This window comes from Streptomyces sp. NPDC026394, from assembly GCF_055567735.1.
The window spans coordinates 96143-117903 of sequence record NZ_JBVHPX010000008.1 but is presented as its reverse complement, the minus strand read 5'-3'; the positions used below and the strand labels follow the sequence as shown (position 1 = coordinate 117903).

Below are 21761 nucleotides of genomic sequence, written 5' to 3'. Positions count from 1 at the left end.
CGCCGCCCGGCACGGACCTGCTGTGGCCCGCGCCCGCTCATCGAGAAGGAGGGACATGAGCAGGGAAGGCAAGATCGCCCAGACCTTCGTCGAACTCGCCGACACCCTTGTCGCGGACTTCGACGTCATCGACTTCCTGCAGCAACTGACCGTCCGCTGCCGCGACATCTTCGCCGTCACCGATGCCGCGGTCGTACTGGCCTACCCGGGGCCGCAGATGTACAGCCCCGCGCCCTGCGACCCCAGCCCGGCCCTGTCCAGGGTGCTGGACCTGGCGCTGCGCGAAGGTCCAGCAGCGGACGCCTACCGCACCGCCGAGACCGTCGCCCCCGGTGATCTCTCCCGAGCTCCCGCCGCGTGGGCCGACTTCACCACGCAGGCCCGGGGCGCCGGTTACACCCATGCCTGCGCCGTACCGCTGCGGCTGCGCCGGGAGACCCTCGGCAGCCTGCTGCTCCTGCGGACCACCGACAGCCCGGTGCCGCTGGACGACCTCGCCATGGCCCAGGCGTTCGCCGACGCGGCCACCATCGGTCTGGTCCACGCCCGCACCCTCCGGCACGCCGACACCGACACCATCAACGAACAGATGCACGGCGCCCTGCACGGCCGCATCCTCATCGAACAGGCCAAGGGCTACCTCGCCGCGCACCATGACGTCTCTCTCGGAAGCGCCTTCGACCTCCTGCGCGATCACGCCCGCCGGCACGGTCTGCTGCTGTCCGCCGTCGCGCAGAGCGCCATCGACGCCGGAGACCTGCCCAGGCCGTCGACCGCTCCCCACCAGCCGGCCGAGGACGCGTCGGCGGAGTGAGACCGCCCGCCATCGGTGGCCGCGTCACCTGACCGCGGCCGGCCGCCTCCTTCGGCACCCGTGTGGAGGTCGTCAACGGCGACACGGCGGAACCGGGCATCGCGGCCGCCACCCGGACTCGCCGCCCTGACGCAGGCACCCCAGATGTGGCGGTACCTCGACGGTTACCTCGTCGGCCGCTCCGGCGTCGCGAAGATCACGCACACACCGCCGGCCCGCCTCGCGGTCGGCACCCGGCTGCCGGTCCGTCCGGCGAGCGGCCGGGCGCCCGTCCGGTGACCGCGAAAATGGTCCAGGTCATGACCATGTCGCACTTATGATCCTCTCGCTCTGTTTTTCTGTTTGTGGGGGGACTCTGCCCTGTGGGTACATCTCTGCGCGCCCTGCGCGCACTGTTCCTGCTGGCCGGCTTCTACGTCCTCGCCCTCGCCGTGCTCTGCGTGCTCGCCGGCGCAGCCCTGGCGGCCTGGGCGTGGGCGCCGACCGGAGGCGCGGTCACGGCGACCGTGCTCGCCGTCCTGGTGGGGCTGCCGGTCCTGCGGGGCGTCTGCACGCTCGGTACGGGCGACGGGGACGGCAAACACGGGCTCGCGGTCACCGAGGCCGAACAGCCCGAGCTGTGGCACGCCGTCCGCTCGCTGGCCGAGCGCACCGGCACCCGGGCGCCCGACACACTGTTCCTCACCGAAGAGGTGAACGCGGCCGTCCAGGAACGCACTCGGCTGCTGGGCCTGCTGCCCGGCCGGCGCAGCCTGTACCTGGGGGTACCGTTGCTGATCGGCCTCAGCGAACCACAGCTCCACTCGGTCATCGCCCACGAACTCGGCCATTACGGCAACGCGGACACCCGGCTCGCCGGCATCACCCTGCGTGGCCGCGACAGCGTGCTGCGGACGGTGGCGGGTTTCCAGGCACCCGGACGCGCGCGGAGCGACCGGAAGAAGACCCGCCGGAGCGGGGACAGGACAGCCTCCACCGGGGCTGGAGCCGAGCGGCGCAGGAGCGCGGTCACGGACACCGTCCGTGCGGTCCGGTCCGGACTCGGGAGGATCGCCAGGCCGTTGCTGTACGGGGTGGTGGCCAGGCCGTTTCAGGCGTACGCGCGGTTCTATCTGCGGGCCACGCAGAGCGTGGGCCGGCAGCAGGAACTCGCCGCCGACCGCGTGGCGGCCCGGGTCGCGGGCCGTGACGCCACGGTCTCGGCGCTGCGGGAGATCGCCGTCCTGGACGCCGTCCACGACGTCTACGTGGGCCGGTACATCGGCCTGGGCGCCCGGGCGGGCCTGCTCCCGCCGCGCGGCGAGGTCGTCGGCGGCGTACGGCAGTTGCTCGACGACCCCGAGCTGCGCGCCGACTTGGCGGAGTTGCGCGGTGAACTGCCGTCCGGCGAGCCCACCCCGTACGACTCGCACCCGCCGGTGGCCGAACGGGTCCGGCTGATCGAGGCGCTGCCCGACGACGGCCCGGCCGCGTCCCCGGCGCGGCCCGCGCTGACCCTGTTGCGCGATGCGGAGCGGGTGCTGGTCGAGGTGGAGGGCACCGTCCTCACACCCGAGGCGCTGGCCATGGAACGTACCGACTGGCCGGACCTGACGCACCGGGCCGTGCACACGCTGACGGAAGCGGACGCGCGGCCGCTGCGGACGGCGATGGCGGCCTTCGGCATCACGCCGGGCAGCGCGGCGGAGGATCTGGCGGCCCTGCTGGACGCCGTCGACGCGGGACGGCTGTGGTGGGTCGCCCGGCACCTGCCCAAGTCGCGGGAGGCCGCTCGCGCCAGCGGCCGGGCCGCACGCGAATTCCTGCGCCCGGACCTGGAGGAGGGGACGCAGCACCTCGCGGAACTCGCTCTCGTGGAGGCGGCCGGGGCGCGCTGGGAACCTTCCTGGGCCGCCGGGCCCCGGCTACGGCTGCCGGGGGAGCGGGACATCGAGGACGAACTGGCGGCTGCGGTACGGGCGGCCGTCGCGGACACCCCGGACACCGGACCGCTGCGCGGCCTCCTCGCCGGCTGACAGGACGCGGGCGACCCCGGCCGACGCCGCGCGGCGCCCACCACGGAGCACGTACCACCCACCACGGATTTCGCATCACCCATCACGCCGGCGGCCACCGACGCCGCCCGGCGAGCACACCTTCGATCGGATCACTCGAACCCATGCACGGGATTCTTCCCCTCATCATCATCACCGTCACGGTCTGCACCTGGCTGTGGAAGAGAAGACGTACCACCAAGCTCGCCGCGGCGGCCGGTACGGACCTGCTGCCGCCGAACCGCCAGGACACGGAACGGCCTTGCGCCGACCCCGAGGCGGACGCCGTGACGGAGGCCCTCGTCCGGGGCGAGTGGCAGACCGCCGCCAAGGTGATCAGCGCGGCGGGCACCGACTGGGAACACCGCTCCCACCTGGTCGGTGTCGTCGCCGACCGGGCGGCCGAGGACGACACCTGGCTGCGCGCCTGGGAGGCGGAGCGCCCCGACGACCCGGACGCGGCCGTGGTCCGGGCCGCCGCGCAGGTGACGCTGGCCTGGGAGATCCGGGGCGCGTACCTCGCCAAGCACACCACCGCCGAGCAGTTCGCCGGATTCCACCGGGTGCTGCGGGAGGCCAGGGAGGCCTTCGAACGGGCGGAGACCCTGGCGCTGCCCGGCGACCCCACCCCGTACGTCAAGAAGATCCCGCTGTACATGGGCCTGGGCGCCTCGCACGCGATGATGCTCGACCTGTGGAGCGAGGTCACCTCCCGCGCCCCGCACCACTTCGAGGGGCATGTGCGTGCACTCCAGTACTGGTGCGCGAAGTGGCGTGGCTCCGCCGAGATCGCCCGCGACTTCGCGGGACAGGCCGCGGCGACCGCCCCGCCCGGCAGCCTGCTGACGGTACTGCGCCTCATCGCCTGGTTCGAACACGACGACGAGGCGCCGTCGGAGGCGTACGGCTGGCCCGATGTCCTGGGGATGACCGACGACGCCCTGCGGGACGTCGGCGCGGCGCGGCCGGACGACCGCCGGGTGGCGGAGGTCAGGCACCTGCTGGCGTACTTCCTGACGAAGCAGGACCGTCACGAAGCGGCACTGGAACAGTTCCGCGCGGTGGACGGATACGTGGGCGCGCTGCCGTGGAGCTACCGCCCCTCCCCGGCCAAGACGTACTGCCGTTACCGGACCAAGGCGCTGCGGGGTGCCGTGAGCAAGTCGTGAGCCACAGGGTCGTGAGCACCGCGGCTGTGCGGAGGTGGCCGGGGCACGGCCGAACCGCTGTCTGCCTGACCGATGCTGCCTGTCTGACTGATAAGGTCAACAGCTTGTCCGTTTCGACCCCTTACGAGGACTGTGCGTGACCGTATCCACTCCGCCCGACGGTGACCAGCCCGTCGCCCCGACGCCGGACGACCGCGACCCCTGGCGCCCGCCGCCCCCCGGCCAGGGGCCGGCCCCCGCCTCCTGGGGCCCGCCCCCGACGGGGCTGCCGCTCGCGCCGCGGCCCGGCAACGGCATTGCCGTCTCGGCGCTGGTCCTCGGCGCCCTCGGCGTCGTACTCGCCCTGCCCGTCGTCCTGTTCTGGATGGCCTGGCTGCCGGCGCTGCTCGCCGTGATCTTCGGCTCCGTCGGGCTCGGCCTGGCACGCAAGGGCCGGGCGCGGGGCAAGGGCATGGCGCTGGCCGGTGTGCTCCTGGGCGTGGGCGGACTGCTGGGCGCGGTCGCCGGCGGCATCTTCTTCGCCGTCTCGGTGCACAAGGCGAACGACGAAGCGCGGGCCCGGATCGACCGCATCGAGAAGGCGAAGGAGGCCGCCGAGGCCGACAAGAAGGCGCGGCATCCGTCGTTCGGCGGCTCCTACACCTTCGGGAACGGTCTGAAGGTGACGGTCGCCCAACCGCAGCCGTTCGTCCCGGACGCCTACGTCCTGGGCCACGCCAAGGGCAACAAGGCCGTCCAGGTGACGATCAAGGTGGTCAACACCGGGAGCGAGCGGGTCGAGATCGAGACGGGACTGCCCTCGGTCAACGACGCCGACGGCGCCTCGACGGAGCTGGTGATCGACGGCAGCGGGCGGCAGAAGGTCCTCAAGGGGTACGTCCTGCCCGGCCGGGAGGTCGTCGGCAAGTACGCGTTCTCGCTGCCGCCGGACGCCGCCGACCGCATGGAGGTCGAGTTCACTCCCGACGCGAAGCGGTGGAAGCGGGCCTACTGGAGCGGTCCCACCGACCTGACGGGGAAGTGACCCGGGCGGCGGCCCGCAACGTCCCTCGCGAGCTGGTGGGACGTTGCGGGCCGCCGCGCGGTTGCGGGCTCCGGAAGGCCGGATCCCGCGTTGCCGGTGTGACGCCGGACCGGTTGGCTTGCTCCGGCTCCGTTCGGTGCGCTTGGGGTAGGGGAGGAACCGTGCGTCGACGGACCGCAGTTCCGGCGGTGCTGGCGGGAGCCTGTGCCACGGCGCTGCCCGCGGTGTCCGCGCACGGCGCGGGCCCCGCACCGGCCGGGCCGTACGGGGATCTGCGGCGGGTCAGCGTCAGCGCCACCGGGGAACAGGCCGACGGCGACTCCTCCGGCCCGGTGCTGAGCGCCGACGGCCGCGTCCTCGTCTTCTTCGGCCAGGCACGCAACCTCGTACCCGGTACACCCGAGGGAGCCGGCATTGAGCTGTACGCCAAGGACCTCCGCACCGGGCGCGTCGATCTCGTCAGCGCGAACCCGGACGGCTCGCCGGGGTAGGAGCCCGGCCACACCCACTCCGTCAGTGCCGACGGCCGGTTCGTCGCCTTCGACTCGCCGTCGCGGACGCTCGACCCGCGCGACCGCGGTGACGGCATGGACGTCTTCGTCCGCGACCGCTGGAAGGGTGCCACCGAACTGGTCAGCGTGGCCAGTGACGGTACGCAGGGCGCCGCACCCTCCTCCGACCCGGTCATCAGCGCCGACGGGCGCAGGTCGCCTTCACCACCGAGGCGAGGAACCTCTTCCCCTGGCCCCAGGGCGCGCCCGGCATCGCCAGGCCGCAGCCTCCTTACGTCTCTTTCGGGGTGCACGACCGGCGTACCGGCGAGACCCGGGCGGGCGCGTACAACCGGGCCGGCACCCCGGCGAAAGTCCAGTACGGACTGCGGTTCTCGCCGGACGGCCGCTCCCTCCAGTTCGACACCGGCGACGCGGTACTGCCCGGGGACCAGCCGGGCAGGTGGGGCTCGTACTCCCGTGACCTGCGCACCGGCGCGTACGCGCGACTGGCCGCCCGTCCCGACGGCGGCCCCCGACGGGCAGCGTGACCGGCGGCGGGCTCAGCGCCGACAACCGGACCACCTGCTTCACCACCAACGCCCCCGACCTGGTCCCGGACGACACCAACGGGACCTGGGACGTCTTCGCACGCGACCTGAGGACCGGACGGGTCACCCGCCTCAGCTCGGCCCCCGACGGCGGCACCGGAGCGTCCTTCGGGGTGTCCTCCGACCGCGGCGGCCTGCTGGCCGCCTTCGCCGAGGCCGGCGCCGATCTGGCGCCGGGCGACACCAACGCCGCGACGGACATCTTCGTACGGCGCCTGCGCTGACGGGCGTCGGGGCGGGCGGTGCGAGGGGGGCCGTCAGGAGCTACCGCCGCACGGTCCCCCTTCCCGTCACACGCCGCGCCAGATGTTGTCGAAGGCCGCCTGCTCGACGGAGCGTCGTTGCCGTACGCCCTCCAGCTCCACCACCGCCTCGTTGACGGCGGCGAGTACGGTCACGACCGCGTCGTCGGTCCCGCTCAGGGCATCGCCGGCCGGCGCTTCGCGGATTCCGGCGGCTGCCGCGAGGGCGGCGAGGACGGGTTCGCCCGATGCCCAGCGGTCGGCCGCGTGGCTGCGGGCGGACGAGGCGGCCACCGTCGTCCGGCCTTTGCGGAACGGAAGCCGACGGCGCTCGCGGGTGAGAAGGCCCTCTTCCGTCAGGGCGGCACGGTAGAGCGCCGACAGACCGCGGCCCCGGCGCCACAGCCAGTCCTCGACCGACTCGTGAGGCGCCTGCCGGACGAGCGCCGACGCCGCCGCGTCCAGCAGGCGGTCGGCCGGTGCCCCGCGGTCGTGGTCGCAGGGAACGATGCGGTCGCCTTCCAGGGAGAGGGTCCCGGCGTGCAGGAGGTCGATCACCTCGGCTCCCGCCAGGGCGAGGGAGAGGTCGCCCGGAACCACCGGGCGGGGCGCCTCCGCGTCCATGGAGACGAGCAGGGCGACGAGCTGAAGATCCCGCGGTGTGGTGGTCATGACGAAGGCTCCGTGTCAGGGGTACCCGCAGCGGCACGGCGGTGAGCGGCCGGATGCCGGGTGCGGGAAGGGGGCCGGGGCCGGTCGGGGCGGGGGCGGGGCGCGAACCACGGATGGCAACGGGTGGTGTTCCGTACGGAGTTGACTGTAGCCCGACCCGCCCTCCCGCGACGGCCCGCGCGCCCATGACCCGGGCCGGGCCGGATTCCCCGATACCCCACCGGGTACCCGTCGCAGTGAGGGACTTTCGGACGCAGGTGTTCCGCTCCCCAGGGGGCGCTGGAACGTCCGGGCGTCCCGGCGCTCCGGAATACCCCCCTGGGTATCCCTGTCAAGGTGGGCGGCGGATACCCCCGGGGGTACACGAGTCACACCCGTTACGCCCGTTCCATGGAGGAGGCACCGCTGTGTTCTTCGTCGACACCCTGACGTTCGAGGGCCTGGGCAACCGCAGCTACCTGGCCGGTGGCGACGGGGCCGCGGTCGTGATCGACCCGCCGCGCGACATCGACCGGGTGATCGCCGCCGCGGCGCGGCGCGGCGTGCGGATCGCGTACGTCGCGGAGACCCACATACACAACGACTACGTCACCGGCGGTCTGGAGCTGGCCCGCGTCACCGGCGCCGCCTACCTGGTCCCGGCCGCGGCGAGCGTGTCGTTCCCCCGCACTCCCGTCGCCGACGGCGACACGGTCGCGGTGGACGAGGGCCTGGTACTGCGCGCGATCGCCACCCCCGGCCACACACCGCACCACACCTCGTACGCGCTGGAGGACGACGGCCGGGCGGTGGCGGCCTTCACCGGCGGGTCGCTGCTGATCGGCACGGTCGGCCGCCCGGACCTGGTCGAGCCACGGCTGACCGAGCAACTGGCCCGCGCCCAGCACGCCTCCGCGCACCGCCTCGCCGACGAGTTCGACGACGAGGTCCCGGTGCTGCCCACCCACGGCTTCGGCAGCTTCTGCTCCTCCTCCCAGGCCGACGGCGACACCACCACGATCGGCAAGGAACGCACGGCCAACGACGCGCTCACCCTGGACGTGGACACCTTCGTCGCCCGCACCCTCGCCGGCCTGGAGGACGTACCCGCCTACTACGCCCACATGGGCCCCGCCAACGCCGCGGGCCCCGCCTCCGTCGACCTGACCCCGCCCGAGCCCGCCGACGCGCGGCGGATCGCCGAGCGGCTGGCCGCGGGGGAGTGGGTGGTGGACCTGCGCAGCCGCGTCGCCTTCGCCGCGGGGCACGTGGCCGGATCGTTCAACTTCGAGGGGGACGGCAAGCTCGCGACCTACCTGGCCTGGCTGATCCCGTGGGGCAAGCCGGTCACCCTGCTCGCCACGACGCCGGAGCAGATCGCCGCCGCCCAGCGGGAGCTGACCCGGGTCGGCATCGACCGCCCGGCCGCCGCCGCCACCGGCGACCCGGCCGGCTGGATACGCGACGGCGAGGAACTCGCCTCGTTCCCGCGCGCCACCTTCGCCGACCTCGCCGCCGCCCGTCAGTGTGGCGCGGGGGTCGTGGTGCTCGACGTACGCCGCGACTCCGAACGCGCCGGCGGACACGTCGAAGGCTCGGTGCACATCCCCGTCCACGAACTGCACGGCCGGATCGGCGAGATCCCGCGGGGCGTCGTGTGGGTGCACTGCGCCGGGGGCATGCGCGCGGCGATCGCCGCCTCCCTCCTGGACGCGGTGGGGCGGCAGGTCGTCGCCGTCGACGACGGCTTCGAAGCCGCGGCCGACGCCGGACTGACCGTGGCCGGCTCCTGATGCCCGTTCTCGGTCCCGGCGCTTGCGCCCCGCCGGTCACCGGCGGGCGCCGGCCGGGTGGTCCGGCAGCGTGAGCGCACTGATCCTGGCCCTGGTCGCGGGCGGTGTGGTCGGCCTGGCGCTCGGCGCGCTCGGCGGCGGTGGCAGCGTCCTGGCCGTGCCGGCGCTGATCTACCTCCTCGGCTTCACTCCCGCCGAGGCCACCACCGCGAGCCTGCTCATTGTCACCGCCACCTCCCTGACCGCGCTGTACGCGCATGCGCGGGCCGGACACGTACGGTGGAAGGCGGGCGCGGCCTTCGCCGCCGCCGGTGTACTGCCCGCGGCCCTCGCCGGAGCTGCCGCCGCCCGCCTTCCGCAGGCGGCCCTCACCCTCGCCTTCGCGGGCGTCGCCGCCCTCGCCGCGGTCATGATGCTGCGCCCGGCCGCCGCGGCGGCCGGGGACCGCGAGATACGAAAGGGGCGGGCCGCGGGGGCCGGCGCGGGGCTCGGCGCCCTGACCGGGCTGCTCGGCGTGGGAGGCGGCTTCCTCGCCGTACCGGCCCTGGTCGCGGTACTGGCCTTCGAGATGCGGGCGGCCGTCGGCACGAGTCTGCTGGTCATCACCGTCAACTCGCTGGCCTCACTGGCCACCCGCTTCGGGGCGGCCGGTGCCCTGGACTGGGCGGTCGTCGGCCCGTTCACCGCGGCCGCCGTCCTCGGGGCGTGGGACGGCAAGCGCCTCGCCGGCAAGATCTCCGGTCCCCGTCTCCAGCGTCTGTTCGCGTTCGCCCTGCTGGCCGTGGCGGCCTTCATGCTCGTCGAGGCCGTGACATGACGCGTCCGGCGGAACGGCGACGGACGTCTCGGGCCGGTGGACGGCGGGGCGCCGCGGCCCGGCGAGCGGCCGGACGCCTCAGGCCAGCGAGAGGAACAGTTTCTCCAGCCGCGCCCGCATCTGCTCCCGGTCGCCGCCGGTCTGCTCCCCGTCGGCCATGCAGTGCTGCAGGCCCGTCGCGATGATCGCGAACCCGGCCCGGTCCAGCGCGCGGGAGACCGCGGCGAGCTGCGTGATGACGTCCTCGCAGTCGCGCCCGTCCTCGATCATCTTGATGATTCCGGCGATCTGTCCCTGTGCCCGTCGCAGTCGGTTGAGCACGCTCTTCAGCTCACCGGCCGCCATCTCCAGCTCCACACTTCCTCCTCCGCGGCAGACCCGCGTCCCGGGGACACCCCGGGCGTCCCGGGTGTGGTTCCGGGCCCTCCGGATACCCCCGCGGGTATTCTAGTCCGTCGGGGCCCGCTTCCCCGGGGCCCGGGGGACGCAACGAAAAGGAACCCCATGCACATGATCACCCAGACCGCCGTCCGTCCCGCCCAGGCGGCCGCCCGGCTGAGCGCCTACACCGTCGTCGACGTCCGCACCCCCGGTGAATACGCCGCGGGCCATCTGCCCGGTGCCCACAACGTCCCCCTCGGCCACCTCGCGAGGGCCCTTCCCGCCATCGAGGCGGCAGCCGGCCGCGGCGAACTGCTGATGGTCTGCGCTTCCGGCAACCGCTCCGCCGCCGCCTGCGAACAGCTCGCCGCCGCGGGTATCCCCGCCGCCACCCTCACCGGCGGCACCGCCGCCTGGGCCGCACAGGGCCACCCGGTCGAGCGTGCAGACGGCACCGGCACCCGGGCCGTCTGGCCCATGGAACGCCAGGTCCGCCTCGCCGCCGGCTCCCTCGTGGTGGCCGGCCTCGCCTTCGGCGCCCGCTACCGGCACGCCCGCTGGCTGTCCGCCGCGATCGGCTGCGGCCTGGTCGTCTCCGCCGCGACCGACACCTGCGGCATGGCGGCCCTGCTGGCCAGGCTTCCGCACAACCAGCCCCGAGCCACCGACCTCGAAGTCACGCTCGCGGCCCTCGGCGGGTGACCGGGCGGCGCCGCAGCAGCATTTTGCCGCCCCCATTCCGGTGGCGGGCGGGCACGTACAGTTCCGGTGCCGCTCGGAAATCCGGGGGAATCCGTGAGCGGCGTCGGTGAGAATTCCTGACGGCGGTCCGTCCCGGGCCGGTGGCCGGAGTACGGAAAACAACCAGTTGGACGCGCACAGACCAAGTGCTCGTCCAACTGGCTGCGTTGACCTCGTACTTCACGAACCGCAAAGTGAGGGCTGCCGACCCTCGCATCACGGTACGCCGATCGGTTTCGACCGACGCGGAATGCGCGGAGGTTGCGGGATGCGCCGCGCCTACGGCCAAGGGGTCGCCGGTCATTTCGGTCGTTGCCGTCCAAGGGGGAATCATGAACGGCCTGGCGTACTCGGTCCTGCCCCTGATCCTGACCCCGTCGCTTTCCTTCTGCCGGAAAGGAATGAGGGCAACAGTTCCCTCCGAAGGTGATACACGCGAGAAAAGCCGTCGGCCGGACACGGGGACCGGACGATGACCGGCCGGGACCGCGTGCCCGCCGGGGCGCCGGCCGTTTCGGTGCCGCACATGATTCACCGCCAAGTGGCCCGCACGCCGGACGCGGTGGCGGTGGCGGACGCCGAACGCAAGGACACGTACGAGGAATTGGCAGCGGCGTCGAGTCGGCTGGCCGTGTACCTGTCCGCCCGTGGTGTGCGGCGCGGTGACCGGGTCGCGGTGGTACTGGAGCGGTCGGCGGGCCTGCTGACGGCGCTGTTGGGGGTGTGGAAGGCGGGGGCCGCGTACGTACCGGTGGACTGCGGGTATCCGGCGGACCGGGTGGCGTTCCTGCTGGCGGACTCGGCCCCCGTGACGGTGCTGTGCTCGCAGGCGACCCGGCCCGTGACACAGCGCCTGGTTCCGGACGGCGTGCGCACCGTGGTGCTGGACGACCCGCAGGTGGTGGCAGCGGTGGCCGCCTGCCCGCCTGGCCGTACCGGGGTGGCGGTGGGTGCGGAGGACGCGGCGTACGTCATGTACACCTCCGGCTCGACGGGGCTGCCGAAAGGCGTACTGGTCCCGCACGGCAGTGTGGCGGGGCTGGTCAGCGACCCGCGGTGGGGAGTGGGCCCGGACGACGCGGTGCTGGCACACGCTCCGTACGCCTTCGACGCGTCGCTGTTCGATCTGTGGCTGCCGTTGGCGGTGGGCGGCACGGTGGTGATGGCGGAGCCGGGCGCGCCGGACGCGCAGCGGCTCGGCCGGGCGGCGGCCGACGGTGTGACGGCGGTGCAGCTCACGGCCGGTCTGTTCCGGGTCATCGCGGAGGAGTCGCCGGAGTGCTTCCGGAGCTTCCGGCAGGTCATGTGCGGCGGGGACGTGGTGCCGGCCGTGGCGGTGGCACGCGTTCGGGAGGCGTGCCCGGAGGTGACCGTGCAGCATCTGTACGGGCCGACGGAGGCCACCCTGTGCGCGACGACGCGTCCGGTGCGGCCGGGCGACGAGGTACCGGACGTCCTGCCCCTCGGGCGGCCACTGGCCGGCCGCCGTCTGCACGTACTCGACCCGCGGCTGCGGCCGGTCTCCCCGGGAACGGACGGGGAGCTGTACCTCGCCGGGAACGGGCTGGCCCGCGGGTACCTGGGGCGTCCGGGGTTCACCGCGGAACGCTTCGTGGCCTGCCCGTTCGCGCCCGGCGAGCGGATGTACCGCACCGGGGACCTGGTGCGGTGGACCGCTGACGGCGAACCGGTCTTCGTCGGGCGGACCGACGAGCAGGTCAAGATCCGTGGGTTCCGGGTGGAACCGGGCGAGGTGGAAGCGGCCCTCGCCGCGCATCCGGCGGTCGGGCAGGCCGTGGTGGTCGCCCGGGAGGACCACCCGGGCGAGCGGCGGCTGGTCGGATACGTCGTTCCGGCCGCCGGCCCGGCGGCGACGGCCCCGGGCGGGCCCGCCGGGCCCGCCGGCCGCGAACGCCCCGACGGCCGCCACCCCGGCGCGCTCCTCGCCGTCCTGCGGGACCACCTGGCCGCGACGCTCCCCGCGTACCTGGTCCCGGCCGCCCTCGTACCGCTGGACCGGCTGCCGCTCACCTCGCACGGCAAGGTCGACCGCAAGGCCCTGCCGGCGCCGGGCTTCGGCAAAGCCGCACCCGAACGGCCGCGGACGGCGGCCGAGGAGACCCTGTGCGGTTTGTTCGCCGAGGTGCTGGGCCTGGACCGGGTGGGGGCGCGGGACGGTTTCTTCGCGCTGGGCGGTGACTCGATCAGCTCGATGCAACTGGTGTCGCGGGCCCGGCGGGCCGGGCTGGTCCTGACGACCGGTCAGGTCTTCGGCCTCATGACGCCCGAGCGGCTGGCGGCGGTCGCCGAGACCGCCTCGGACCGGCCGGAAGGCGCCACGGAGGACGACGGGGGGACCGGGGACGTGCCCTGGACCCCGGTGATGAGGGCGCTGGGGAAGCGGGGGGCGGGCCGCGGGTTCGCGCAGTGGGTGACCGTCGGCGCGCCGGCCGGGCTGACGCGGGACGTGCTGGTGGGCGGGCTGGCCGCCGTACTGGACACCCACGACATGCTGCGCGCCAGGATCGTGACGGACGCTCCGGAGCCGGTCCTGACGGTGGCCGGGCGCGGCACGGTCGACGCGGCCTCGCTGGTCACACGGATCGTCCCCGAGGACGGCCGCAGTCCGGACGAGGCCGCCGAGCAGGCCGTACGGGACGCCCTGCGGCGGCTCGACCCCGCCGCCGGGACGCTCGCCCAGGTGGTCTGGCTGGACGCGGGGCCCGAGCGGAACGGCCGGCTGGTGCTGGTCGTGCACCACATGGTGGTGGACGGGGTCTCCTGGCGCATCCTGGTCCCCGACCTCCGGGCTGCCTGCGAGGCGGTCGCCGCCGGACGGCCGCCGGTCCTCGACCCCGTCGGAACGTCCTTCCGCCAGTGGGCCGGGCTGCTGGCGGCGCAGGCCACGGACGAGCGCCGCACCGCGGAGCTGGACGGCTGGAAGGCGCTGCTGGACGGCGGCGACCTCTCCGTGGGCGCGCGGCCGCCCGACCCGCTGCGGGACACCGCCGCCACCGTGCGCCGTACGGAATGGACCGTTCCGGCAGACCGCGCGGCAACCCTGACGGGCCGCACACCCGCCGCATTCCACTGTGGCGTGCACGAAGTCCTGCTGTCCACGCTCGCCGGAGCGCTCACCCACTGGCGGCCGGACACCGTCCCGGCCGCCGGACTGCTGGTGGACGTGGAGGGGCACGGCCGCGAGCCGGTGGCCGAAGGAGTGGAACTGGCCCGTACGGTGGGGTGGTTCACCGACGTGCACCCGGTCCGGCTGAACGCCGCCGGTGTCGACCTCCGCGAAGCCCTGGCGGGCGGCCCGGCGGCCGGTGCCCTGCTGAAGACCGTCAAGGAACAGGCCAGGGCGGTGCCCGGCGACGGACTCGGCCACGGCCTGCTGCGCCACCTCAACCCCGGTACGGGACCAGCGCTGGCCGCGCTTCCGGGCCCGCAGGTCTCGTTCAACTACCTGGGCAGGTTCCTCGCCGCCGGGACCCGTACCGGCCCGGCCGGGCCCTGGCAGCTCACCGGTCACGCGACGATCGGCGAAGCCGCCGACCCCGACATGCCCGTACTGCACGCCCTGGAAGCCGAGGCCGCGGTACGGGACACCCCCGACGGACCCGAACTGACCCTCGCCCTGAGCTGGTCCGCCCACCTGCTGGACGAGACCGCCGTACGCACCCTGGGGCAGCTGTGGCTCGACCTGCTCGGCGGCCTGGCCGCGCACACCCGCACCACCGGAGCGGGCGGGCACACGCCCTCCGACTTCCCGCTGCTCACCCTCACCCAGCAGGACGTGACCGAGCTGGAGCAGGCGGTACCGCGGCTCGCGGACGTCTGGCCGCTCTCACCCTTGCAGGAAGGGCTGTTGTTCCAGTCCGTCCACGACGAGCTGGCGCCGGACGTCTACAAGAGCCGGTGGACACTGGAACTCGACGGACCGCTGGACACCGGCCGACTGCGGGCCTCCTGGCGGGCCCTGGTGGACCGGCACGCCGCCCTGCGGGCGAGCTTCCGCCGGAGCGCGTCCGGCGCGGCCGTACAAGTCGTCGCGCGTGACGTGCCGCTGCCCTGGCAGGAAGCGGACGTGTCACACCTCCCGGAGGACGAGGCGTCGGCCGCGGCCGCGGAGCTGGCCGAACGGGAACAGCGCGGGCGCATCGACCTGGCGACGGCGCCGCTGTGGCGGCTCCTGCTGATCCGCCTCGGCGCGGAACGGCACCGCCTGGTCGTCCTCACCCATCACGTCCTCATGGACGGCTGGTCGCTGCCGGTGCTGGTCACGGAGCTGTCCGCGGCGTACGAAGCGGGCGGCGACGACCCGCGGCCGGCCCCGGTCACCTCGTACCGGGAGTACCTGGCCTGGCTGGCGCGGCAGGACAAGGAAGCCGCACGGGACGCCTGGCGCGCCGCGTTCCACGGCACGGACGAACCCACCCTGGTGGCGCCGACGGCACCGCAGCACGGCGCGACCGACCCCGCGCACCTGCACGCCGACCTCCCCGCCGGGCTGTCCCGCCGGCTGGAGGAACTGGCCCGTGCCCACGGGCTGACCGCGAGCACCGTGGTGCTCGGCGCCTGGGCCCTGGTCCTCGCCCGGCTGGCCGGCCGTACGGACGTGGTCTTCGGCGTCACCATGGCCGACCGCCCGCCCGAACTGCCCGGCGTCGAGACGATGGTGGGCCTCCTGATCAACACCCTGCCGGTACGGGTGCCGCTGGACGCCGCGCAGCCGGTGCTCGCCCTGCTCAAGGACGTGCAGGAACGCCAGTCGGCCCTCCTGCCGCACCGGCACCTCGGCCTGTCCGAGGCGCAGAAACTGGGCGGGCCCGGCGCGCTGTTCGACAGCATCGTGGTCTACCAGAACCTGCCCCGGCCCCCGGCCGTCCCGGACCGGCCCGGCGCGCTGTCGATCCGCCTCTCGGACGTGACCGACGCCGTCCACTACCCGCTGGGCCTGAACATCACCCCCGGCGAACAGCTCCGGGTCCACCTCATCCACCAGCGCGGACTGCTCCCCGCCGACGTCGTCGAAGCACTGCCCGCCCGGCTGGCCCTGGCCCTCGAACAACTGGTCACCGACGGCCCGGCGCCCGCCGTGGGGCGGGTCGGCGTGCTGGGCGCGGAAGAACACCGGCAGGTGGTGACGGAGTGGAACCGTACGGAGGTGCCGCTGCCCGCCGTACTGGTACCGGAACTGCTCCGCCGCCGCGCGGCGCGGGCGGCCGACGCCGTGGCCGTCGAGGACGCCCGCCGGACCGTGACCTACGGGGAACTCTCGACCGCGGCCGGTCGTCTGGCACGGCACCTGACCGACCTCGGCGTCGGCCCGGAGCGCCGCGTCGCGGTGGTGCTGCGGCGGTCGGCGGAGTCCCTGACCGCCGCACTGGCCGTGCTCATGGCGGGCGGCGTCCTCGTACCCGTCGACCCGGACTACCCGCCGGAGCGCCGGGCCTTCCTGCTGCGGGACGCGGACCCGGCCGTGGTGCTGTGCGCCGCCGACACCCGGCACGCGGTGCCCGGTGACTGCGCCGCCCGCGTGGCCGACCTGGACGACCCGGCCGTGACCGAGGCGCTGGCACGCCGCAAAGGCGGCTTCGTGACCCAGGCGGAGCGCCGCACGCCGCTGGCAGCGGACCACGCGGCGTACCTCATCTACACCTCGGGGACCACCGGCGTACCGAAAGGCGTCACGGTCACCCACCGCGGCCTGCGCAACCTCGTCGCCGACCGGGTGGCCCGGTTCGGCATCGGCCCGCACAGCCGCGTCCTCCAGCTCGCCGCCCCCACCTTCGACGTGTCGATCGCCGACACCTGGCCCGTCCTGTGCGCGGGCGGACGCCTCGTCCTGGCCCCGCCGGGGCCGCCGTCCCTGGGTCCGGACCTGGCCCGGCTGCTGCGCGCCCACCGGGTCACCCAGCTCGGCGGCACCCCGTCCTTCCTGCTGCACCTGCCGCCGGAAGACCTGCCCGACCTGCGCGTCGTGGTGACCGGCGGCGAGCCGCTGACCGAGGAACTGCGCCGCCGCTGGGCCCCGGGGCGGCAGGTCCACGAGGAGTACGGAGTCACCGAAGCCACCGTCGTGCAAAGCTCCACCGCCCCGCTGACCGGCGGCGAGACGCCCACGGTCGGCCGTCCCGTCGCCAACACCCGGCTGTACGTCCTGGACGCCTTCCTCCAGCCGGTGCCGCCCGGCCTGCCCGGTGAACTGTACGTGGCGGGGGAGAGCCTGGCGCGCGGCTACCAGGGACGGACGGCGCTGACCGCGCAGCGGTTCGTGGCCTGCCCGTTCACGTCCGGCGGGCGGATGTACCGCACCGGGGACATCGTGCGCTGGACCGGCGACGGCGAACTGGTCTTCGCCGGGCGGGCCGACAACCAGATCAAGATACGCGGCCACCGCGTCGAACTCGGCGAGGTGGAGGCCGCGCTGGCCGCGCACCCCGCCGTCGGCGAGGCGACGGCCGCGGTCCGTGAGGACCGCCCGGGCGAGCGGCGGCTGATCGGCTACGTGGTGGCGAGGGGAGCGGCGGACAGCCGTCCGGTTGCCGGCCGTCCGGTGAACGGTCGCCCGGTCGACGGCCGGTCGGTGCGGGAGCACGTCGCCGGGGCGCTGCCCGAGTTCATGGTGCCCGCGGCGGTCGTGGTGCTCGACGCGCTGCCGCGCACCCCGAACGGAAAGGTGGACCGCGCAGCCCTGCCCGCACCCGACTTCGCCGCGCGGGCCGCGGGCCGGGCCCCGCGCACCCCGGCCGAAGAGGTCCTGTGCGCACTGTTCGCCGAGGTACTGGGGCTGGAACGAGCCGGTGTCGAGGACAGCTTCTTCGAGCTGGGCGGCGACTCCATCATCTCGTTGCAACTGGTGGCACGGGCCCGCCGCGCCGGACTGGTACTGACCTCACCGCAGGTGTTCGAGGCGAAGACGCCCGAACGGCTCGCTCTGCTGGCCCGTACGGCGGACGACGGGACCGGCCCGCGGGACTCCGTGGACACGGGTGTCGGCCGGATTCGCCGGACCCCGCTCATGCGGAGGCTGGGCGAGCGGATCACCGGTGGCCGCTTCGCGCAGTGGGCGATCGTCGCCACACCCGCCGCACTCACCGGGGACGCCCTGACGGCCGGGCTGCGCGCCGTACTGGACACGCACGCCATGCTCCGGGCCCGCGTGGTGCCGGACGCGGACGGATGGGCACTGGAGACGGGCGAACGGGGCTCGGTGGATGCCGGGCCGCTGATCACCTGCCGGTCGGTCACCGACGATCTCGACGGGAGCGCGGTGGCCCCGGTGGTGACCCCGGCGACCCGCGAAGCGCGCCTCGACGAGGCTGCCGAACGGGCGGCGCGGGACGCCGTAGGGCGGCTCGACCCGGCCTCGGGCCGCATGGTGCAGGCGGTGTGGCTGGACGCCGGGCCCGGGCGGGCGGGGCGTCTGGCGTTGGCCGTCCACCACCTGTCGGTCGACGGGGTGTCGTGGCGCATCCTGCTCGCGGACCTGCGGGCCGCTTGCGAGGCGGCGGCGGAAGGCGGGGTGCCGCACCTCGATGCGGTCGGCACGTCGTTCCGGAGGTGGGCCGCGGCGGGGCCGGACGCCGACGGTCCGCGGGCCGCCGACGCGCAGCCGGCCGACGCGCGGCCCTGCCCGCAGCCGCCCGACCCGCTGCCGATCGGCCGGGAACTCGATCCGGCCGTCGACACCGCGGCGACCTTGCGCGAACAGACTTGGGCGGTGCCGGCCGGGCAGGCGGAGATCCTGACGTCCCGTACCCCGGCGGCGTACCACTGCGGCGTGCACGAGGTGCTGCTCGCGGCGCTGGCGGGGGCGGTCGTGGACGGACGGCCGGGCACCGGCGGCGAGAGCGTCCTGGTGGACGTCGAAGGGCACGGCCGTGCGGCGGCCGACGGAACCGACCTCTCCCGTACGGTGGGCTGGTTCACCACCGTACGCCCGCAGCGGCTGGACCTCACCGGCATCGACCTGGCCGAGGCGTCGGCGGGCGGCCCCGCGGCCGGCCGGCTGCTCAAAACGGTCAAGCAACAGTCCCGGGCGGCAGCCGAAGACGGACCGGAGCACCTCCCGGAAAGCACCGACACGCCCGGGCAGGCGCACCCGCCGTCCGCCCGCATCAGCTTCAACTACATGGGCCGCTTCCTCGCCGCACCCACCCGGACGGGCACGCCCGAACCCTGGCAACTGACCGGCGAACCGGCCATCGGTTCCTCCTCCGACCCCGGCATGCCCGCGCCGCATGTGCTGGAAGCGAGCGCGGCCGTCCGGGACACCGCGGACGGGGCGGCCCTCAGCCTCACCCTCACCTGGCCGGACCGGCTGCTGGACGCGGCGGTGGCGGCCCGTGTCGGCCGCGCCTGGCTGGACCTGCTGGACGGCCTGGCCACCCACACGGACAGCCCGGCAGCCGGAGGGCACACGCCCTCCGATTTCCCCCTCCTCGACCTGGATCAGGACGAGATTGAGCAATTCGAGGCGATCGCCGACCGGTTGAGTGATGAAGCGGCACGGTGAACAGGGTGTGACCGTTCCGGTCCGGTCAGTTGGCCGCGCGGGCACCACGGCCCTGAGCAGGCATACCGCACCGTCAGGGCCGTATCGGGCACCGCATACACTCACCGTGGCGCCGGACCGTCGTGGCGCAAGTACAACCGTAAGGAGCAAGGGTGTTGGAGCAGGGCTACCCCGTGGACCGGATAGACACCGGTACGGCTCACTCGGCGCGCGTGTACGACTACATCCTCGGCGGGAAGGACCATTACGCCGTGGACCGCGAAGCCGGTGACGTGATGTGCGAGGAGTGGCCGGCGCTGCCCGTCCACATGCGGGCCAACCGGAAGTTCATGCACCGCGCGGCCCGCTACCTGGCCCGCGAGGAAGGCATCGGGCAGTTCCTCGACATCGGCACCGGCCTGCCCACCTCCCCGAACCTGCACGAAGTGGTGCAGCAGGTGCGGCCCGACGCCCACGCCGTGTACGTCGACAACGACCCGATCGTGCTGACCCACGCGCGGGCCCTGCTCACCGGCTCCTCCGAGGGCCGGACCGCGTACGTCGACGCCGACATGCGCGACCCGGAGGCCATCATCGGCTCCGACCAGTTCCAGGAACTGCTGGACCTGCGGCAGCCGGTCGGCCTGATGATCATCGGCATCCTGCACTTCATCCTCCCGCCCGACGACCACAGCCTGGTGCGCCGCCTCCTGGAGCCGCTGCCCGCCGGCAGTTTCCTCGCCATGACCATCGGCACCGCCGACTTCGCGCCGCGCGAGGTCCACCGGGTCGCCGACGAGTACGCGCGCCGGGGCATGCCCATGAAGCTGCGTACCAAGGCCGAGGCCGAGGCGCTCTTCGAGGGCCTGGACCTGGTCGACCCCGGGCTGACACAGGTCCACCACTGGCGGCCCGACGCCGACCAGGAGCAGGTCGACGACCGGGACATCGCGATGTACGGGGCCGTCGCCCGCAAGAACGCCTGAGACCCGGCACCGCCCCACCTGATCCCACCAGATCCGTCCGGCCCGCACGTTCGCCGGCTCCGAAGAGAGGACAGCGAGCCGGCGAACGGCGACCCGGCCGTACGGCGCGACCGGCATGACCAGTGGGCCGAGTGGATGGGAGAACCACATGCTGCTGACGCTGACCGGAGGTTCCGGCGCGGGCAAAACCACGCTGGCGGACGCACTGACCGCCACCGCCCCCGGATTTCCGTCCGCGTACTGCACGGCGACGACTACTACTTCGGCGCACCGGACCACGGCGGCGTATGGACGTACGACGACGCCGGGGTACCGCGCCTGGACTACGGATCTCCCCGGTCGATGGACTTCGAGCGCCTCACCCACGACGTGGACGCCGCGTCGGCCTCGGTCTCCGTCGTCATTGTCGAGGGGCTGTTCGCCGGTCACGTCGCACCGTCGGCACGCTGCCCCCGCCTCGACATCTTCGTCGACCTGCCGGCCGACCTCCGGCTGGTACGCAAGATCCAGCGCAAGTGCCTGCACCACGGCTTCCCTCTCGACGTCCTCCTGCGCACCTACCTCCACCACCGACGCGACGCGCACGCTCGACACGTCGAACCGGCGCGCGACGCCAGTGACCTGATCCTCGACGCGACGCGGCCCGCCGACACCCTTGCCCGCCAGGTCTGGTCGGAAGCCCGCACAGAACTCCGGCACCACCTGTCGCCGAAGACGGACTCCGCCGTACCGACGCACCGGTACCGCGGGGAGATCGTCGATTTCCTCAACACCTGAGGTCGAACGATGGCTGACAGGCAGAACCCGGACCGGGCATTCGACACCGCGATGACGGGACGGGCGGCGGTGTGGAAAAGCATCGAGGCATCCGCGCACGCGTGGACGCGCCCTCTGACGCTCGCGGACGGAATTCCGTCGCCCGAGGTGCGGAAAGCGGAGGAGCGGCTCGGGCTCCGCCTCCCGGCAGCCTTGTCCGAAGCCTGTGGCTGGGGTGTTCCCCTGGAACAGGTGGCGCACGACGATCCGCCGGTCAGCCTGTTCTCCGACCGCCTGCCGGACGGCAGCCGGACGCCTTACCTGGACCGCGTGTCGTCGGCATGCACCGAACCGGTGCTGAGCGAGACGGTCATGGCGCGCCGGTACGGCCCGTACGGACGCGAGTGTCCGGCGACCGCCGCCGTCATCCGGGCCGCCGAGGCCATCTGTACGCCGGTCGCCCTGCCGCCCTGTCCGGCGTGGTACCACCCGGCGGGAGACCCGGTGCGCTGGTACTCCGCTCCCGGGAAACTGCTGTGCCGGGAACCGGATGCGGACGAGTCGGTCCCGCACGGATCGGTCCTGGTCGTCGTGGGCCGGTCGGAAGCCGACGTGCGGGAGGTCGTCGCGGCCGTCCCCGGCGACTGGTCCGCGGCCGAGCCGGTGCCGCGGGCGGAGGAGGAGCCGTTTCCCGGCTGGTGAGAACGCGGGTGGCGGGAAGGGGCGGGAACTCGCCGATCAGCACCGATGAT

General features: G+C 74.0%; 17 protein-coding genes. 15 read left to right on the top strand and 2 right to left on the bottom strand.

Annotation, left to right across the window (positions count from 1 at the left end; translation table 11 throughout):
• Positions 1–55 precede the first annotated feature (55 nt).
• The 8 genes from ACZ4QV_RS20505 to ACZ4QV_RS20470 all read left to right on the top strand — a co-directional run bounded on the left by ACZ4QV_RS20505 (position 56) and on the right by ACZ4QV_RS20470 (position 6366).
• Positions 56–814 carry an ANTAR domain-containing protein gene (locus tag ACZ4QV_RS20505; RefSeq protein ID WP_361619641.1) on the top strand — a complete coding sequence of 253 codons (759 nt, stop codon included), beginning with the start codon at positions 56–58 and terminating at the stop codon, positions 812–814.
• A 144-nt stretch (positions 815–958) separates the two neighbouring features.
• On the top strand, positions 959–1093 hold the full coding sequence (locus ACZ4QV_RS20500; RefSeq protein WP_361589024.1) for a hypothetical protein: 135 nt from the start codon (positions 959–961) through the stop codon (positions 1091–1093).
• 83 nt (positions 1094–1176) lie between these two features.
• Positions 1177–2829 (top strand): M48 family metallopeptidase, encoded by a 1653-nt coding sequence (locus ACZ4QV_RS20495; RefSeq protein WP_361619639.1) that lies wholly within the window; start codon positions 1177–1179, stop codon positions 2827–2829.
• A 143-nt stretch (positions 2830–2972) separates the two neighbouring features.
• The gene (locus ACZ4QV_RS20490) at positions 2973–4016 is read left to right on the top strand and encodes a hypothetical protein (RefSeq protein WP_361150701.1); all 1044 of its coding nucleotides are present in this window, start codon (positions 2973–2975) and stop codon (positions 4014–4016) included.
• Between the two features lie 136 nt (positions 4017–4152).
• Complete coding sequence (locus ACZ4QV_RS20485) at positions 4153–5040, top strand: DUF4190 domain-containing protein (protein ID WP_361589030.1); 888 nt, start codon at positions 4153–4155, stop codon at positions 5038–5040.
• A gap of 161 nt (positions 5041–5201) precedes the next feature.
• The gene (locus tag ACZ4QV_RS20480) at positions 5202–5531 is read left to right on the top strand and encodes a hypothetical protein (protein WP_361150707.1); all 330 of its coding nucleotides are present in this window, start codon (positions 5202–5204) and stop codon (positions 5529–5531) included.
• A 308-nt stretch (positions 5532–5839) separates the two neighbouring features.
• Entirely contained in the window at positions 5840–6082 is a 243-nt protein-coding gene (locus ACZ4QV_RS20475) for a hypothetical protein (RefSeq protein ID WP_361150709.1), read from the top strand.
• The gene (locus ACZ4QV_RS20470) at positions 6079–6366 is read left to right on the top strand and encodes a hypothetical protein (protein ID WP_361589034.1); all 288 of its coding nucleotides are present in this window, start codon (positions 6079–6081) and stop codon (positions 6364–6366) included. The genes ACZ4QV_RS20475 and ACZ4QV_RS20470 overlap by 4 nt, the downstream gene beginning before the upstream one ends.
• A 66-nt stretch (positions 6367–6432) precedes the next feature.
• Here the strand turns inward: ACZ4QV_RS20470 and ACZ4QV_RS20465 are convergent, their stop codons facing one another.
• Positions 6433–7056 carry a GOLPH3/VPS74 family protein gene (locus ACZ4QV_RS20465; RefSeq protein ID WP_361150715.1) on the bottom strand — a complete coding sequence of 208 codons (624 nt, stop codon included), beginning with the start codon at positions 7054–7056 and terminating at the stop codon, positions 6433–6435.
• A 407-nt stretch (positions 7057–7463) separates the two neighbouring features.
• Between ACZ4QV_RS20465 and ACZ4QV_RS20460 the strand changes: the two genes are divergently transcribed.
• Positions 7464–8828 carry an MBL fold metallo-hydrolase gene (locus tag ACZ4QV_RS20460; protein ID WP_361589037.1) on the top strand — a complete coding sequence of 455 codons (1365 nt, stop codon included), beginning with the start codon at positions 7464–7466 and terminating at the stop codon, positions 8826–8828.
• Between the two features lie 70 nt (positions 8829–8898).
• Positions 8899–9645, top strand: a complete 747-nt coding sequence (locus ACZ4QV_RS20455; protein ID WP_361150720.1) for a sulfite exporter TauE/SafE family protein — start codon at positions 8899–8901, stop codon at positions 9643–9645.
• A 78-nt stretch (positions 9646–9723) separates the two neighbouring features.
• Here the strand turns inward: ACZ4QV_RS20455 and ACZ4QV_RS20450 are convergent, their stop codons facing one another.
• Positions 9724–10002, bottom strand: a complete 279-nt coding sequence (locus ACZ4QV_RS20450) for a metal-sensitive transcriptional regulator (RefSeq protein WP_361150723.1) — start codon at positions 10000–10002, stop codon at positions 9724–9726.
• A 153-nt stretch (positions 10003–10155) separates the two neighbouring features.
• On the opposite strand from ACZ4QV_RS20450, the gene ACZ4QV_RS20445 reads away from it, so the two are divergent.
• From ACZ4QV_RS20445 to ACZ4QV_RS20425, 5 genes are all read left to right on the top strand, one after another.
• On the top strand, positions 10156–10728 hold the full coding sequence (locus ACZ4QV_RS20445) for a rhodanese-like domain-containing protein (protein ID WP_361589041.1): 573 nt from the start codon (positions 10156–10158) through the stop codon (positions 10726–10728).
• 565 nt (positions 10729–11293) lie between these two features.
• On the top strand, positions 11294–19288 hold the full coding sequence (locus ACZ4QV_RS20440; RefSeq protein WP_361589044.1) for an amino acid adenylation domain-containing protein: 7995 nt from the start codon (positions 11294–11296) through the stop codon (positions 19286–19288).
• A gap of 155 nt (positions 19289–19443) precedes the next feature.
• Positions 19444–20253, top strand: coding sequence for an SAM-dependent methyltransferase (locus ACZ4QV_RS20435; RefSeq protein WP_361616326.1), 810 nt, complete (start codon positions 19444–19446; stop codon positions 20251–20253).
• A gap of 342 nt (positions 20254–20595) precedes the next feature.
• Entirely contained in the window at positions 20596–21030 is a 435-nt protein-coding gene (locus tag ACZ4QV_RS20430) for a hypothetical protein (RefSeq protein ID WP_361638809.1), read from the top strand.
• 9 nt (positions 21031–21039) lie between these two features.
• Positions 21040–21711, top strand: coding sequence for a hypothetical protein (locus ACZ4QV_RS20425; RefSeq protein ID WP_361638807.1), 672 nt, complete (start codon positions 21040–21042; stop codon positions 21709–21711).
• Positions 21712–21761: the final 50 nt, after the last annotated feature.